The organism is Hymenobacter monticola, assembly GCF_022811645.1.
GTDB lineage: Bacteria > Bacteroidota > Bacteroidia > Cytophagales > Hymenobacteraceae > Hymenobacter > Hymenobacter monticola.
Map to the genome: position 1 here is coordinate 548,303 of NZ_CP094534.1, position 14,849 is coordinate 563,151.

Sequence of the window (14,849 nt, forward strand, 5' to 3'; positions counted from 1 at the left end):
CCTTTGGAGCAGTAAAAACAATACTTCTCCGACCCATGCAGGCCGAATCATTTGCTCCGACTGTTTTACCCGCCGCGCCGCCTGTTCCCACCTCCCCCGGCCGGGCCGTCGACACCTTTTTCTACGATAACAAGATTGTCCGTGACTTCGGGATTGCCACCGTGGTGTGGGGCATCATCGGCATGATGGTGGGGGTGCTGGCCGCCTTCCAGCTGGCCCGGCCCGAGCTCAACATGGGCACGGCCGTCACCACCTTCGGCCGCATCCGCCCGCTGCACACCAACGCCGTGATTTTCGCCTTTGTCGGCAACGGCATTTTCACGGGCGTGTATTATTCGCTGCAGCGCTTGTGCAAGGCCCGCATGTTCTCCAACGCCCTCAGCAAGATTCACTTCTGGGGTTGGCAGCTGATTATTCTCTCAGCTGTAGCTACGTTGCCACTGGGCTTCACCACCAGCAAGGAATACGCGGAGTTGGAATGGCCCATCGACATCGCCATCACGCTGGTGTGGGTGGTGTTTGGCTGGAACATGTTCGGCACCATTGCCCGGCGGCGCGAGCGGCACCTGTATGTGGGCATCTGGTTCTACATCGCCACCTTCCTGACCGTGGCCGTGCTGCACATCGTCAACTCCATGGAGCTGCCGGTGGGCTGGTTGAAAAGCTACTCGCTGTATGCCGGCGTGCAGGATGCCCTGGTGCAGTGGTGGTACGGCCACAACGCGGTGGCCTTCTTCCTCACCACGCCCTACCTGGGCCTGATGTACTACTTCCTGCCCAAGGCGGCCGAGCGGCCGGTGTACTCCTACCGCCTGAGCATCATCCACTTCTGGTCGCTGATTTTCATTTACATCTGGGCCGGGCCGCACCACTTGCTCTACACCGCCCTGCCCGACTGGGCCCAAAGCCTGGGCGTAGCTTTCTCGGTGATGCTGATTGCGCCGAGCTGGGGCGGCATGATTAACGGCCTGCTCACCCTGCGCGGCGCCTGGGACAAGGTGCGCGAGGAGCCCGTGCTCAAGTTCATGGTGGTGGCCATTACGGCCTACGGCATGGCCACTTTCGAGGGCCCGATGCTCTCGCTGAAAAACGTAAACGCCATTGCGCACTTTACCGACTGGATTGTAGCGCACGTGCACGTGGGCGCCCTGGGCTGGAACGGCTTCCTCACCTTCGCCATGCTCTACTGGCTGTGGCCCCGCCTCTACCGCACTCCGCTGTATTCGAAGAAACTCGCCACCACGCACTTCTGGCTGGGTACGCTGGGCATCGTGTTCTACGCCATCCCGATGTACTGGGCCGGCTTCACGCAGGGCCTGATGTGGAAGCAGTTCAACGCCGAGGGCATGCTGCAATACCCCAACTTCCTGGAGACCGTGCTGCAGTTGGTGCCCATGTATTACCTGCGCGGCATCGGCGGGGTGCTCTACCTCAGCGGCGTGTTTCTTCTGCTATACAACCTCATCAAAACCGCCCAGGCCGGCTCGCTGCTGGCCAATGAGAAAGCCCAGGCGCCAGCCCTGCTGCCCGCCTCTTTGGTGGAAGAGCACCAGGGCGGCCACTGGCACCGCTGGATTGAGCGGCGGCCCTTCCAGCTGGCCGTGGGCGCCACGGTGGCCATTCTCATCGGCGGCGCGGTAGAAATGATTCCGACCTTCCTGGTGAAGTCGAACGTGCCCACCATTGCCTCCGTGAAGCCCTACCGGCCGCTCGAATTGCAGGGCCGCGACCTCTACATCCGCGAAGGCTGCTCGAACTGCCACACCCAGATGGTGCGCCCCTTCCGCTCCGAAACCGAGCGCTACGGCGAGTACAGCAAAGCCGGCGAGTATGTGTACGACCGGCCCTTCCTGTGGGGCAGCAAGCGCACCGGACCCGATTTGCAGCGCGTGGGCGCCAAATACCCGCACTCCTGGCACTACAACCACATGATGGACCCCACCAGCATGTCGCCCGGCTCCATCATGCCGCCCTACCCCTGGCTGTTCGAGGACAAAATCGACTACAACATGCTGCCGGCCAAGATTAAGGCCCTTCGCCACCTGGGTACCCCCTACCCCGCCAGCTTCGAAAACGAGGCCGTGGCTGATGCTCAAAAGCAAGCCCAGGGCATCGTGGCCGATTTGAAAAAGGAGGAAATCGAAGTAATGCCCGACAAGGAAATCGTGGCCCTCATTGCCTACCTCCAGCGCCTGGGCACCGACATCAAGGTGAAGCCCGAGCAGGCCACGGCCAGCGCCACAGCCGCCGCGCAGTAGCGTGGACTCTGCGAGTCCGCGCCCTCCCGAACTAACCATCTGGAACGCCCCGGCGCGGACTCGCAGAGTCCACGCTACAACTACCCAACCACCATGGATAAAAACGTCCTGCAATCCATCGCCGGGGTCGGCATCTACCCCGTGATTTCGCTGGTCATTTTCGGCCTCTTCTTCCTCGGGCTGCTGGTCTACGTGCTGCTGAGCAGCCGCCAGCACCTGCACGCCATGAGCCAGATGCCGCTCCTCGACGACGAACCAACCCTCCAATCCAACCTCAACCACGACGTGTTATGCTAACCCTCCGCACTTTCTCGCTGACTACCCTGGGCCTGCTCACCGGCTTTGTCGCCGCCGCCCAAACCACCGCCGCCAATGCGGGCCCCACGCCCACCACCGTACTGAGCTGGGTGGTGTGGTGGCTGGCCGGCGTGGTGCTGCTGATGGCCATCATGACGGGCGCTTCGGTGACTTCTGCCGCCCAGCGCCGCTACGAGGAACAGCAAGCCCCGGCAGAGGTAACCCAGCCCGCCGCTGTGCCCGCGGCTCCGGTCGTTGCCGCTGCGCCTCAAGCCGCTCCCGTTGCCACCCGCGAAGAAGTAGCTTACGCATGAGCCGCCCCCACCAAGCGCTATTAGGGGCCGCCCTCCTGTTGCTGACGGCTGGCCCCGCCCTGGCCCAATCGGCTGGCCCGGCCCCGGACCCGCAACGCGCCATGCTCTGGTTTGTGCTGAGCACCTTGGTGCTGGTTTCGATGGTTTTCTTGGTGCTCTTTGTGGCGCTAGTGAGCTGGATGCGGCCCTACCTGCGCCAGCTCTACAACCAGCCTGCGGTGCACGACAGCTGGAGCGGCCGGGTGCTGGGCCTGCTGGTAGGCGACACCCGCCTGGTGAACGGCGAGGTGCGCGACGACCTGCTCGACCACAACTACGACGGCATCCACGAGTTCGACAACGACCTGCCGCCGTGGTGGAAGTACGGCTTCTACCTCACCGTCGTCTTCGCCATCGGTTACGTGACCTACTACCACGTCCTCAAGACCGGCCAGTTGCAAGGCGCCGAATACGCCGCCGAGATGCAGCAGGCTGCCATCGTGGTAGCCAGCATCCCCGACGACCCCAACCAGCTCACCACCTACACGGCGCTGAGCGCCCCGGCCGAGCTGAGCAGCGGCAAGAGCCTCTTCGCCACCAACTGCGCCCCCTGCCACGGCGCCAACGCCGAAGGCAAAGTGGGCCCCAACCTAACCGACGAGTACTGGCTGCACGGCGGCGAGGTGAACCACGTCTACAAAACCATTAAATACGGCGTCAACGGCAAGGGCATGGTTGCCTGGAAAGGCAAGCTCTCCAGCAAGCAGATTCTACAGGTAACGTCTTACGTGCTGAGCCTGCAAGGCTCGAAACCGGCCAACGCCAAGCCGCCGCAAGGCGAGAAAGAGGCATCGGCCAAGACCGTGGCCAAGCAGTAGCTGACGGCGCGGCTGGTGGAACCTCACCCCCGGCCCCTCTCCATAGGGAGAGGGGAGCCTGACGATTGCAGCGCTGACTTTTAACCAACTAGTCAAGCACTTATTAACCAAAACCAACTACTCACGCGCGGACTAAAAGTCCGCGCTACATCCCGCGCCGCCGTGGCTCCCCTCTGCTGGGGAGAGGGGCCGGGGGTGAGGTTCCCCTCCCGCGCCGTCTCTCATTTCCTACTCCCCATGTCCGCCACCCAATTCAAGCCCAACGACTCGTACCGCGACTCCATCGCCACGATAGACGCGGCCGGGGCACGGGTGTGGCTCTACCCCAAGCAGCCCAGCGGCCGCCTCTACCGCTACCGCAAGCTGCTCAGCTACGGGTTTCTGGCGCTGCTGTTTGCCGGGCCGTGGCTGCGCATCAACGACCTGCCGGTGCTGCTGCTCAACCTGCCAGCGCGGAAGTTCATCATCTTCGGGCAGATTTTCTGGCCCCAGGATTTCTTCATTCTGCTGCTGGGCTCGCTCACGTTCCTGGTGTTCATCATTGTGTTCACGGTGGTGTACGGGCGGGTGTTTTGCGGCTGGGTGTGCCCGCAGACCATTTTCCTGGAGATGGTTTTCCGCCGCATCGAATACTGGATGGAAGGCGACGCGCCCCAACATAAAGCCCTCGACCGCCGCGCGCTGGACTGGGACAAGCTCTGGCGCAAAACCACCAAGCACGTGCTGTTCCTGGCCATTTCCTTTCTCATCGCCAACACGTTTCTGGCCTACGTCATCGGCACCGATGAGCTGCTGAAGCTGGTGACCGACGCGCCCTCGGCCCACTTGGGCGGGCTGGCTTCGATGATGCTTTTCACCGGCATTTTCTACGCCGTGTTTGCCCGGTTTCGGGAGCAGGTGTGCACCATTGTGTGCCCCTACGGCCGCCTGCAGGGCGTGTTGGTAGACAAAGACAGCCTAGTGGTAGCCTACGACTACCAGCGCGGCGAGCCCCGCGAGAAGCTGCGCAAAAACCAGCTGCGCACCGCCGGCGACTGCATAGCCTGCAACCAATGCGTGCAGGTGTGCCCCACGGGCATCGACATCCGCAACGGCGCCACCCAGCTCGAATGCACCAACTGCACCGCCTGCATCGACGCCTGCAACAACATCATGGCCCTCCTCAACAAGCCCGAGGGCCTGATTCGGCACGCCACAGAGAATGACATTTCCAATGGCACCAAGTTCCGTCTCACCCGCCGCGCGAAGGCTCTTTCCGGGGTGCTGGCGGTGCTGCTGCTCGTGCTCACGGGCCTGCTGGTGTCGCGGGCCAACGTGGCGGCCACGGTGCTACGTACGCCGGGCCAGCTCTTCCAGAAAACCAGCCACGGCACCATCACCAACCTCTACAACATCTCGGTCATTAACAAAACCAACCGCCCCTATCCGCTCACGCTGCGCGTGCTGGAGCCCGCCCAGGGCCGCATCTCGCTGGTGGGCAGCAACGGCCTCAAGCTGCCAGCGCAAGGCATTGCCGAGGGCGTATTCTTCGCCGAATTGCCCCGCACGGCCCTGCACCGCACCAACCAGCCCATCCGCATCGGCCTGTTCAGCGGCAACAAGCTCATTGCCGAAACCAGCACCAAGTTTCTCGGGCCGGCTCAGTAATTCCCGGTCCGACGCCGAAGGCGTCCGACCGGTCGCCACCCGCTCCGCCTGCCCTACATCGGCCCACAACGACCGGTCGGACGCCTCCGGCGTCGGACCGGGAATGCTGACCAAATCCCCATCTCATGGCTACCACCGCCCCCAATACCCGCACCACCTTCTGGCCCTACGCCATTATCGCCGTGTTCGTCCTGTTCGCGGGCTACATCGGCTTCATGGTGCAGCAGGCCATGCGCACCACCGTCGACCTCGTCAGCCCCGACTACTACAAGCAGGAACTGGCCTACACGCAGCGCATGGAATCAGTGGCCCGCACGGCTGCCCTGCCCGCCCCCGTGGAGCTAACCCACGATGCCGCCGCGCAGCACCTCACGCTGCAGCTGCCGCCCGCGCTGACTGGCCAGGCCGTGCAGGGCCAGATTCACTTCTTCCGCCCCTCCGACCAAAAGCTCGATTTCAGCCTGCCGCTGCAAAGTGCCGCGCAGGTATTCAGCACCCGCAAGATGGCGCCCGGCTACTGGCGCGTGCGCCTCGATTTCTCGGCCGGCAGCCAGGTCTATTTCATCGAAAAAGAACTTACCATTCGGTGAGGTGTGAAATGGTGAGCTGGAGAGATTGATTTTTCATCTGCGCCGGCTCAACCTATTGAACGTCAAAATCACCATTTCACACCTCACCATTTCACCTCATGCTCTGGGCAGGCTTTCTGTTTGGCTTACTGGGCAGCTTCCACTGCGTGGGCATGTGCGGCGCCATTGCGCTGGCCCTGCCGGGGCAGCAGGGCACTGCGCCGCGCCGCTTCCTGGGCGGGCGCCTGCTCTACAACCTGGGGCGCGTGAGCACCTACGCCGCCCTGGGCGCCGGGGCCGGGCTGGTGGGCGCGAGCCTGCGCCTGGCCGGCGTGCAGCAAAGCCTGTCCATTGCCTCGGGCGTGCTGATTCTGCTGCTGGTAGCAGTGCCCGAGCGCCACACCGGCCGGCTAGCGGCCGCGCTGGGCCTGGCCCGGCCGCTGACCTGGGTAAAAACCACCCTGGCCGGCCTGTTTCAGCGCAATTCGCTGCCCGCGCTGTATGCCACGGGCCTGCTCAACGGCCTGCTACCCTGCGGCCTGGTGTACCTGGCGCTGGCTGGGGCCCTGAGCGCGCCGGGCGTGGCGGGCGCGGCGGCCTATATGGCCTGCTTCGGCCTGGGCACGCTGCCGCTGATGCTGGGCTTGGCCCTGAGCGGGCAACTGGTGCCGCTGCTTTGGCGCGGACGCCTGCGCCGGGTGGTGCCCTACGCGGCCTCGCTGCTAGCCGTGCTATTCATCGTGCGCGGGCTGGGGCTGGGCATCCCCTACCTGAGCCCGCAACTGAATGCTGCCACTGAAACAGCGAAGGCCCAGCCGCTCACCGTGCACTATTGCCATTAAGAGAAGTGAGATACGAGACATGAGAAGTGAGAAAAGCCTCAGACGCCAACGCTCACCCTGCCCCACATCTCGCTTCTTACTTCTCATATCTCATTTCTCAATACTCCCTTCCATAATGAAAACCCTGCTCGTTGCCCTCGACCACACTGCTGCCGCCGAACACACCCTTGCCTACGCCAACAAGCTGGCCGTGCGCTGGCCGGCCGAGATTGTGGTGCTCTACTGCCACCACAAGCCGGCCGCGGGCCAGCCGGTGGAAACGCTGGGCAACCAGGAGCAACGCCTGCGCAGCCTGGTGGAGCGCCTGCGCTACCAGCAGCTCACCCGGCAGGATGGCCGCCGCATTCAGTACCACTATCGCGTACTGGCCGGCTGCCTGCACGACCACATCCGCGAGGAAGCCCTGCGCTGCGCCGCCGACCTCGTGCTCATGGGCCTCGAGCACATCGACTGCAACCGGCAGCAAGCGCCCGGCAACCACGCTGCCGCTATTGCCAAACTGGTGAGCTGCCCCCTGCTGGTGGTGCCGGCGGGCCGCCGCTCCCTGCCCAAACGCATGGTGTTTTCGGCCGATTTCCGCACGCTGGGGCTGCACATTCTGCCCCGGCTGGCGGGGTTGGAAGGCGCTTTTCCGGGCCCGCTCGACCTGGTGCAATTCTACGCCCCCGCCGACCGGCCCCAGCGCCGCCAGCTGAAGCAGGCGCTGAGCAAGGCCTCGGCGCACCTCGCCTGGCCCTTCAGCGCCACGCATTTGCTGGAAGACGATGCGCCACTGGAAGGCATCAGCGACTTCTGCGCCCACCTGCAGGCGCAGCTGCTCGTTATCGCGCCGGGCAGCCAGGAAGAACTGCTGCGCTTTTTCGATGCCTGCTACGCCACCACGCAGGCCTACCACACCCGCATTCCGATGCTGGTGCTGCCCTCGGCCGCCGAGCGGCAGCCGCAGGTGGCCTGCTGCGACCGCTGCGCCGCCCGCCTGGCCCAGGAAGCAGCCCCGGCCACCCTGCCCGCGCGTGCCGACTATTACGCCGTGCGCTGGGCTTAACCCTTTCATTGTCTCTCATTCTCATCCCGCCTGCCTCATGACTTCCTCCGTTTTCATTCCGATTGCTCCACCTCGCATAATAGTGGAAAACTGGATGCGCCATTTTCAGGACTGGCTGTGCCACCGCCTGGAAGCCGCCGACGGCGGCGCCTCCTTCAGCCGCGACGATTGGGCCCACGAGGGCGGCGGGGGCGGCTGCACGCGCGTCATTCAGCAGGGCAACGTGTTGGAAAAAGGCGGCGTGGCCTTTTCGGCCGTGTGGGGCGAGATGAGCGAGCGGGCCGCCCAGCAGCTGCTCATGCCCGACCGCCGCTACTTCGCCACCGGCGTGAGCGTGGTGCATCACCCGCGCAGCCCCATGGTGCCCATTTCGCACATGAACGTGCGGTATTTTGAGGCCGGCAACGGCGAGGCGTGGTTTGGCGGTGGGCTCGACCTGACCCCGATTTACGTGGATGCTAAGCAGGCCCGCCGCTTCCACGAGCAGATTGCGGAGGTATGCGACCGCCACGACACCAGCTACTATCCGCGCTTCAAGCAGTGGGCCGACGAATACTTCTATCTGCCCCACCGCCGCGAAACGCGCGGCGTGGGCGGCATTTTCTTCGACCGCCTGACGGTGGGCCGCGACGGGCTGTTTGAGGAATTATTCGCCTTCGTGCAAGACGTGGGCGAGGTATACGGCCGCGCCTACAGCGCCATTATGCGTCAAAATGCGGCCCTGCCCTACGCCGAGCCGGAGTTGCAGTGGCAGCGCGTGCGCCGCGGCCGCTACGCCGAGTTCAACCTGGCCATCGACCGCGGCACCCGCTTCGGCCTCGAAACCGGCGGCCGCACCGAGTCCATCCTCATGAGCCTACCGCCCCAGGCCGAGTGGCACTACAACCTGACGCCGGAGCCGGACTCGCGCGAGGCCACTACCCAGCAATGGCTGCGGCCGGGCGTAGACTGGTTGAACGTGGGCTAAACGGCCACGGACCCGACCAAAACCACCGAAGCTGGTCAGGCCCAGGCCACGGCCAGCAGCGAGGGCATTGGCAGATTCACCGGCGGCTGCGGCGGCTGCTTAACCGGTGCTGTGGTGAGCGTGGTGCACCAGCCGGCCCGGACGGACGCCGTGACGGTGGATGCGCAAAAGACAAGCTGCAGGAAATCGGCGGTGGTAAGCATGATGGTGGGAAATGAGATGAACGACAAACATTCTATTTCATCACCGAATATTACCTGACGAAAATCAGCCAGACGCCTGATTTTCGTCAGGCTTTGTAGTTTCGTGGCCATTGAAGGCGCCGTTTGCTACCCGCGCAGCGCTTCGGCTCGATGGTGATTACAACGACCATCCGGCTGTGGCCTCCATCCTTTGCACTAGAATTACCGTTACAGTACCGGCCGAATAGCTTTTTGGATTCTGCTACTTACCCGTTCCCGACCAGCTTCATTGACTGGCAGCGGCGGAACTCCCCATTTAATGCTAGAAGACACGAAGCACTACTTTTCCAACGCCGTCGGCTCGGTGCTGTACGTGCCCGGCTCCTTCGTGTATCTGCACTGGACCGGCGAGCCGCTGCACGGCCCCGAGCTGCGCGCCCTCTACATTCACGCCCGCAACCTGTTGCTGCGCTACAAATTGCGCCGCATCCTGGCCGACCACCGCGCCATGCCCACGGCCTTTGCCCCCACCGAGCGCGAGTGGCTGCTCACCGACTGGTTCCCGAGCACCGCGGAGGAAATACCGCGCGTGCGCTACGCCGCCCTGCCCAGCCCCGACCCGCAACGCCGCCTGCACACCGACGAGGTAGTGCAGGCCCTGAGCCGCCACGCCGAAGTAGCTCTTTTCGAGGATATTTCCCAGGCCACGGCGTGGCTGGAAGCGGCGTAAGCTGCCTACCGAGGCAGGCGGCTTCGCGTGCCTGTTGTTTTGCCTTCCCTCATTTGCATGGATTTACCCCTTATTCGCTGGCTGCGCGCCCGCTTCGACCTGAACCACGACATGGTCGAACCGGCTGAAATTGTGGCCGATGTTGAGGCCGGCATTGCGTTTAAGGGGACCAACCTGTGGGTGCTGTTCTTTGCCATTCTGGTGGCGTCGGTTGGGCTGAACGTGAACTCCACGGCCGTCATCATCGGGGCCATGCTCATTTCACCGCTGATGGGGCCTATTGTGGGCGTGGGCTTTGGGGCGGCCACTTCCGACGTAGCCCTGGTGCGGCGGGGCCTGAAAAACCTGGCCATTGCGGCCGGGCTCAGCGTGCTGGTGTCGGCGCTGTACTTCCGCCTCACCCCGCTCACCGATGCGGGGTCTGAGCTGCTGGCCCGCACCCAGCCCACCACCTGGGACGTGGCCATTGCCTTGTTTGGCGGGGCGGCCGGGGCCATCGGCTTCACCCGGCGCGAGGTGGGCAATGTGATGCCGGGCGTGTCCATTGCCACGGCCCTGATGCCGCCGCTGTGCACCGCCGGCTACGGGCTGGCCACGGCCCATTGGTCGTTTATGGCGGGCGCTTTCTAACTGTTCTGCATCAACGCGGCATTCATCAGCCTGGCCATGTTTCTGGTGGCGCGCATTCTGCCGCTGCCGCACCACGCCTTTGCCAACCCCCGGCACGCCCGACGGGCCAAAATACTGTTCTGGGCCGTGGCCTTGGTCATGGCCGTGCCCAGCGTGTGGCTGGCGGCCCGCATCGTGCGCCGCACCACTTTCGAGCACAACGCCCAGCGCTTTGTCGATGAAGAGCTGAACCCGCCAGGCGCCTACGTTGTGACCCGGCGCATTGAGCCCGAAAAGCGCACCATCAACGTGCTGCTCACGGGGCGCGTGCTCACGGCCGGGCAGCTGCGCACCGTGCGCGCCCGGCTGGCCGACTATAACCTGGGCCGGGCCCGGCTCATCGTGCGCCAGGGCCTGGCCCAGCTCGATTCGGCCGATGCCCGCGCCCTGCGCAGCAGCCTGCTGGAGGACCTGCGCAGCCGCAACGAGCAAACGCTGGCCGGCTACGACACCCGCCTGGCCCAGCTGCAAGAGCTGCTAAAGCAACAGGCCGGCCCCGGCCTGCCCGCACCCGATGCGCTGCTGCGCGAGGTGCAGGCCGAGCACCCCACCGTGCGCCAGCTGGGCCTGAGCCGCCTTGTGCGCCCCGCCGCCGACTCGCTGCGGGCCGATACCACCGTGGTGGTGGCCGTGCGCACCACGCGCCCCTTGCCCGCCGCCGAAGCCCAGCGCCTCAGCCAGTGGCTGCAGGTGCGCGCGGGCCACCAGCCGGTGCGCCTGCTGCTCGAGTAGCCGCCTCACGTGCCCAGGCCTCCCGCAGGCCCCACCCTGGCCACGCATCAACGTACTACAGAGTCGAACGCGCCCTTGCTTGCTCATGGAACTATACAATACCCTGGCTCTGCTGATTGTGGTGGCCGCCATCTTTGGCTACCTCAACCACCGTTTTTTGAAGCTGCCAAATACCATCGGGCTCATGGTGCTGGCGCTGGTGTCGTCGCTGGCGGCCATCGGGCTGGGCAAGCTGGGCGTGGACTGGGTGCTGACGGCCAGCCGGCTGGTGCGGGGCTTCGACTTCCATACCGCCCTCATGCAGGTGATGCTCAGCTTCCTGCTTTTCGCCGGCTCGCTGCACGTGGACGTTCGCGCGCTGGGGCGCGAAGGCGTGGCCGTGGGCGCGATGGCCACGGTGGGCACGCTGCTCTCGACGGCGCTGGTGGGCACGGCGTTCTACTACCTGCTGCCGCTGTTTGGGCTGCCCACTGCCTTCATCCATTGCCTGCTGTTCGGGGCCCTCATCTCCCCCACCGACCCCATTGCCGTGCTGGGCATCCTCAAGGAAGCCCGCATCGATAAGCGGCTGGAAATCCGCATCGTGGGCGAGTCGCTGTTCAACGACGGCATTGCCGTGGTGGTGTTTGTGAGCCTGCTGCAGATTGCCCAGTTTGGCAAGGCGCAGGCCACGCCGGCCGCCATCGGGCACCTGTTTCTGGTGGAGGCGGTGGGCGGCGTGGTGCTGGGCGCGGTGCTGGGCTACGGCGGCTTCCGGGCCCTGCGCAGCATCGACAACTACCAGGTGGAGGTGATGATTACGCTGGCCCTGGTAATGGGCGGCACGGCGCTGGCCGCCACCCTGCACACCTCGGGGCCGCTGGCCATGGTGGTGGCCGGCCTGATTGTGGGCAATCAGGGCCGCGAGCTGGGCATGTCGGACGAGACGCGCGAGTACCTCGACAAGTTCTGGGAGCTGCTGGACGAGATTCTGAACGCGGTGCTCTTCGTGCTCATCGGCCTCGAAATGCTTATTCTCGACATCAGCCGCACCACATTGGTAATCGGCCTGGTGGCCATCGTGGTGGTGCTGGTGGCCCGCTGGTCGTCGGTGGGCCTGCCGCTGGTGCTGCTCAGGCGCTTCTACCCCTTCGACCGCCAAACGCTGCGCGTGCTCACCTGGGGCGGGCTGCGGGGCGGCATCTCGGTGGCCCTGGCCCTGTCCTTGCCCGATTCCATGCCCCGCGACCTGATAGTGGGCGTCACCTACGTAGTGGTCATTTTCAGCATCATCGGGCAGGGCCTCACCATCGGGCCGCTGGTGAAACGGCTGGGCCTGAGCACCGGCCCGGCCGACGACCACGCGCCCCATTAACCTACCCCGACCGTGAACCGACTGCGCGCCCTGTGGCAAAACCTGAACGCCAGCCTGTGGTTTGTGCCCACGCTGATGGTGGCCGGCGGGCCAGCCTTCGCGCTGCTGGCGGCGGTTGCCGTCGGTGGCTTCGGTCTGGTCGTGAAGCAGAATTTGCTGGGTCGGAAACGGCAGGTCGATGCCGTTTTCGGAGAGCTTGTTTTTGATGGCTTCCAGCACCCGGTCCTGGGCGTCGAGCACGTCGGCCTGCCGCGGCGGGTCTACCCACCAGCGGGCCCGGATATTGACCGAGCTGCCGGCCAGGTCCATCACCAGCGCCTCGGGCGCGGGGTCCTGTAGCACGCCTTCTACTTCGCCAATGGCTTCCAACATCAGCTTGCGGGCCAAACACGATGTTGGGCAGGGCCAGCATCAGGTCGCGGCCAATTTTGGTTGAGCTTTTGCCAGGCGAGAGAGAAGTCCATAGTGCTTTAGCCTACGCGCCCACCCACGAAATTGGCGAAAAATCAGCCCTGACCGTCCGGTGGCGCGGCGCCGGGCACGGCCGCAGCCCCGCGCAGCTGCGCCAGCAGCGCCGCCGACACGTCGAGCGTGCGAATGGGAACGGGATGACGATGCCGGCCCCGTCGAAGGCACGCTTGAGGCGCATCAGGGCCTCGCTTTTGGCCCCCACGTAGTCGGCCTGCCGGACGTACGGAATCCAGAAGCGCAGGGTGAAGTTGATGGCGCTGTCGCCGAAGCCGGTGAACATCACCTCCACCCGCCGGTCGGGCAGCAGGTTGGGGACGCCCTGCATGGCGGCCAGAGCCACGGCGCGCACCTGCTCCAGGTCCGAGTCGTAAGCCACGCCGCAGGGCAAATCGACGCGGCGGCGGGTGGTGACGCTGTAGTTGATGACGGCGCTTTCGAACACCTTGCGGTTGGGCACGCGCACCAGCTCGCCGGTCACCTGCCGCAGGTCGAGGGTGCGCAGGTTGATGCTTTCGATGGTGCCGAAATATTTGTCGGTTTCAATGACGTCGCCCACCATGAAGGGCCGCTGCACGGCGATGATGATGCCGCTGATGAAGTTGGCCGCAATGTCCTGAAACACAAATCCCAGCGCCAGCCCGATGATGCCGACACCAGCCAGCAGCGAGGTCACCGTCTTATCGAGGCTGAGCACCTACAGCGTGAAAAACATGCCCACGAGCAGCACGCCCACGTAGCACACCGTCACGACCAGGTTGTTGAGCGTGCCGCTGCCCGACACCCGCCCCAGCAGGTTGGTCACCAGCCGCCGCACCAGCCGCGCCGCGAAAAACGTGGCCACGAGAATCAGCAGGGCAATCAGCAGGTTGGGCAGCAGAATAAACTGCTGCACCCAGCCGGTGAGCTTCCGGGAAAGAAGGTCGAAGGCGTGGTGAAATTCCAGCATGCAAAAGGGGAAGCGGGCCAGTAGCACAATTAAGTACTGTGCCGACTGGGTTTTGATAACCCGCTCCCAAATCTGGCGGCCCGCAGTGGCTGGAGCAACAGGAAAGCCTCTGCGGGTGCAGAGGCTTTTTGTATGAAAATAGGTTAAGGCAGCTTATTGTGTCAGTAGTTTGCCTATTTCAAAAATCTCCGCATATCTTGATGACAGTCCAAATACCAAAATACTCTTTTCGTCAATGGTCGCACTGATATTGAAAAGCATTTCTTTATAAGTTGTGCCTGGCAAGTTCTTTAGTCCTCTATCCACATTAAACTTTTGCAAATGGGTCATGTAAAACGCTGGAACTCTGTCGACGATAATAGTGCTATCGAGCTTGACTCCATTATAAAAAACTGTCATATGCAAATTTGGAGAAAGTGTGATGTTAGAAGTTGTATCGTGGCGGTGTCCAATATAGATTTCAAATTCTCTAGGAATTACATCTTCCCATGCTCCTGTTATTTGCCCATTAATTTGTAAGAGCCTACTTTTTTTGTTCAGCTCAATCTTACTAGGTATAATCTTTAAGCCATTCATTTCTGGCTCTGTTGAAGTATAAATAACAGAATCTGTTTCAGGAATTATAAGTTGACTTTTAAGTTTGTTTTTTGTGTAATTTCTAAAACAGGGCACCCCACTAAAAACATTTCCAAGCCAACCAAATTCAAAACGGCCTTCATCAACTTTATATTTTATTATTTCACTGTATTTAATTGCCTCATATTTGCTTTGTGCGAAAGCTTGGACAGAGAAGATGTAGCTTAAAAAAACAAGAATTAGTTTTGGCATATTGTAAAGATGCAGGTTGTTTAGGATTTACATAATTGCTACCAAAATAGTATACCCGCTATTAGTATGAGAAAATACCGCTACTCCTTCCCCTCCACCCGAAACTTCGGAGCCACGTAATCCTTGGGCAAGGTAATCAGC

Annotated in this window: 17 protein-coding genes and 1 pseudogene; 13 read left to right on the plus strand and 5 right to left on the minus strand. The window is 62.9% G+C overall.

Annotated features, from left to right (window positions below; genetic code table 11):
- The first annotated feature begins 35 nt into the window (after window positions 1–35).
- The 9 genes from ccoN (at window position 36) to hemF (ending at window position 8,796) form a co-directional block, all read left to right on the plus strand.
- A complete protein-coding gene (gene ccoN / locus MTP16_RS02540) occupies window positions 36–2,258 on the plus strand; it encodes a cytochrome-c oxidase, cbb3-type subunit I (RefSeq protein WP_243515694.1) in 2,223 nt (740 codons plus the stop codon).
- 93 nt (window positions 2,259–2,351) lie between these two features.
- The gene (locus MTP16_RS02545; RefSeq protein ID WP_243515695.1) at window positions 2,352–2,555 is read left to right on the plus strand and encodes a cbb3-type cytochrome c oxidase subunit 3; all 204 of its coding nucleotides are present in this window, start codon (window positions 2,352–2,354) and stop codon (window positions 2,553–2,555) included.
- Complete coding sequence (locus MTP16_RS02550; protein ID WP_243515697.1) at window positions 2,549–2,869, plus strand: hypothetical protein; 321 nt, start codon at window positions 2,549–2,551, stop codon at window positions 2,867–2,869. The genes MTP16_RS02545 and MTP16_RS02550 overlap by 7 nt, the downstream gene beginning before the upstream one ends.
- Window positions 2,866–3,726: a cbb3-type cytochrome c oxidase N-terminal domain-containing protein gene (locus MTP16_RS02555; protein ID WP_243515698.1), complete on the plus strand. Its 861-nt coding sequence runs from the start codon at window positions 2,866–2,868 to the stop codon at window positions 3,724–3,726. The genes MTP16_RS02550 and MTP16_RS02555 overlap by 4 nt, the downstream gene beginning before the upstream one ends.
- A 237-nt stretch (window positions 3,727–3,963) precedes the next feature.
- Complete coding sequence (ccoG, locus tag MTP16_RS02560; protein ID WP_243515700.1) at window positions 3,964–5,373, plus strand: cytochrome c oxidase accessory protein CcoG; 1,410 nt, start codon at window positions 3,964–3,966, stop codon at window positions 5,371–5,373.
- Window positions 5,374–5,498: 125 nt separating this feature from the next.
- A complete protein-coding gene (locus MTP16_RS02565) occupies window positions 5,499–5,963 on the plus strand; it encodes a FixH family protein (RefSeq protein ID WP_243515702.1) in 465 nt (154 codons plus the stop codon).
- Window positions 5,964–6,061: 98 nt separating this feature from the next.
- Entirely contained in the window at window positions 6,062–6,784 is a 723-nt protein-coding gene (locus tag MTP16_RS02570; RefSeq protein WP_243515704.1) for a sulfite exporter TauE/SafE family protein, read from the plus strand.
- Window positions 6,785–6,899: 115 nt separating this feature from the next.
- Window positions 6,900–7,829, plus strand: a complete 930-nt coding sequence (locus MTP16_RS02575; RefSeq protein WP_243515706.1) for a universal stress protein — start codon at window positions 6,900–6,902, stop codon at window positions 7,827–7,829.
- A gap of 37 nt (window positions 7,830–7,866) precedes the next feature.
- Window positions 7,867–8,796, plus strand: a complete 930-nt coding sequence (gene hemF, locus MTP16_RS02580) for an oxygen-dependent coproporphyrinogen oxidase (protein WP_243515708.1) — start codon at window positions 7,867–7,869, stop codon at window positions 8,794–8,796.
- A gap of 35 nt (window positions 8,797–8,831) precedes the next feature.
- On the opposite strand, the gene MTP16_RS02585 is transcribed toward hemF, so the two are convergent.
- Window positions 8,832–8,999, minus strand: a complete 168-nt coding sequence (locus tag MTP16_RS02585) for a hypothetical protein (RefSeq protein ID WP_243515710.1) — start codon at window positions 8,997–8,999, stop codon at window positions 8,832–8,834.
- A gap of 298 nt (window positions 9,000–9,297) precedes the next feature.
- Here MTP16_RS02585 and MTP16_RS02590 point away from each other — a divergent pair, with 298 nt between their 5' ends.
- The 4 genes from MTP16_RS02590 to MTP16_RS02605 all read left to right on the plus strand — a co-directional run bounded on the left by MTP16_RS02590 (window position 9,298) and on the right by MTP16_RS02605 (window position 12,463).
- On the plus strand, window positions 9,298–9,708 hold the full coding sequence (locus MTP16_RS02590; protein WP_243515712.1) for a hypothetical protein: 411 nt from the start codon (window positions 9,298–9,300) through the stop codon (window positions 9,706–9,708).
- Between the two features lie 57 nt (window positions 9,709–9,765).
- Window positions 9,766–10,338: a DUF389 domain-containing protein gene (locus MTP16_RS02595; protein WP_243515714.1), complete on the plus strand. Its 573-nt coding sequence runs from the start codon at window positions 9,766–9,768 to the stop codon at window positions 10,336–10,338.
- 36 nt (window positions 10,339–10,374) lie between these two features.
- Window positions 10,375–11,109 (plus strand): hypothetical protein, encoded by a 735-nt coding sequence (locus tag MTP16_RS02600; RefSeq protein ID WP_243515716.1) that lies wholly within the window; start codon window positions 10,375–10,377, stop codon window positions 11,107–11,109.
- Window positions 11,110–11,194: 85 nt separating this feature from the next.
- On the plus strand, window positions 11,195–12,463 hold the full coding sequence (locus MTP16_RS02605; protein WP_243515718.1) for a cation:proton antiporter: 1,269 nt from the start codon (window positions 11,195–11,197) through the stop codon (window positions 12,461–12,463).
- 234 nt (window positions 12,464–12,697) lie between these two features.
- Here the strand turns inward: MTP16_RS02605 and MTP16_RS26065 are convergent.
- The 4 genes and pseudogenes from MTP16_RS26065 to MTP16_RS02625 form a co-directional block, all read right to left on the minus strand.
- Window positions 12,698–12,835, minus strand: a pseudogene (locus tag MTP16_RS26065) (mechanosensitive ion channel family protein); the annotation flags it as partial.
- A 103-nt stretch (window positions 12,836–12,938) separates the two neighbouring features.
- Window positions 12,939–13,628 carry a mechanosensitive ion channel family protein gene (locus tag MTP16_RS02615; RefSeq protein ID WP_243515722.1) on the minus strand — a complete coding sequence of 230 codons (690 nt, stop codon included), beginning with the start codon at window positions 13,626–13,628 and terminating at the stop codon, window positions 12,939–12,941.
- Window positions 13,629–13,880, minus strand: coding sequence for a mechanosensitive ion channel family protein (locus MTP16_RS02620; RefSeq protein WP_243515724.1), 252 nt, complete (start codon window positions 13,878–13,880; stop codon window positions 13,629–13,631). It lies immediately after the preceding gene.
- 153 nt (window positions 13,881–14,033) lie between these two features.
- Entirely contained in the window at window positions 14,034–14,708 is a 675-nt protein-coding gene (locus tag MTP16_RS02625) for a hypothetical protein (RefSeq protein WP_243515726.1), read from the minus strand.
- Window positions 14,709–14,849 lie beyond the last annotated feature (141 nt).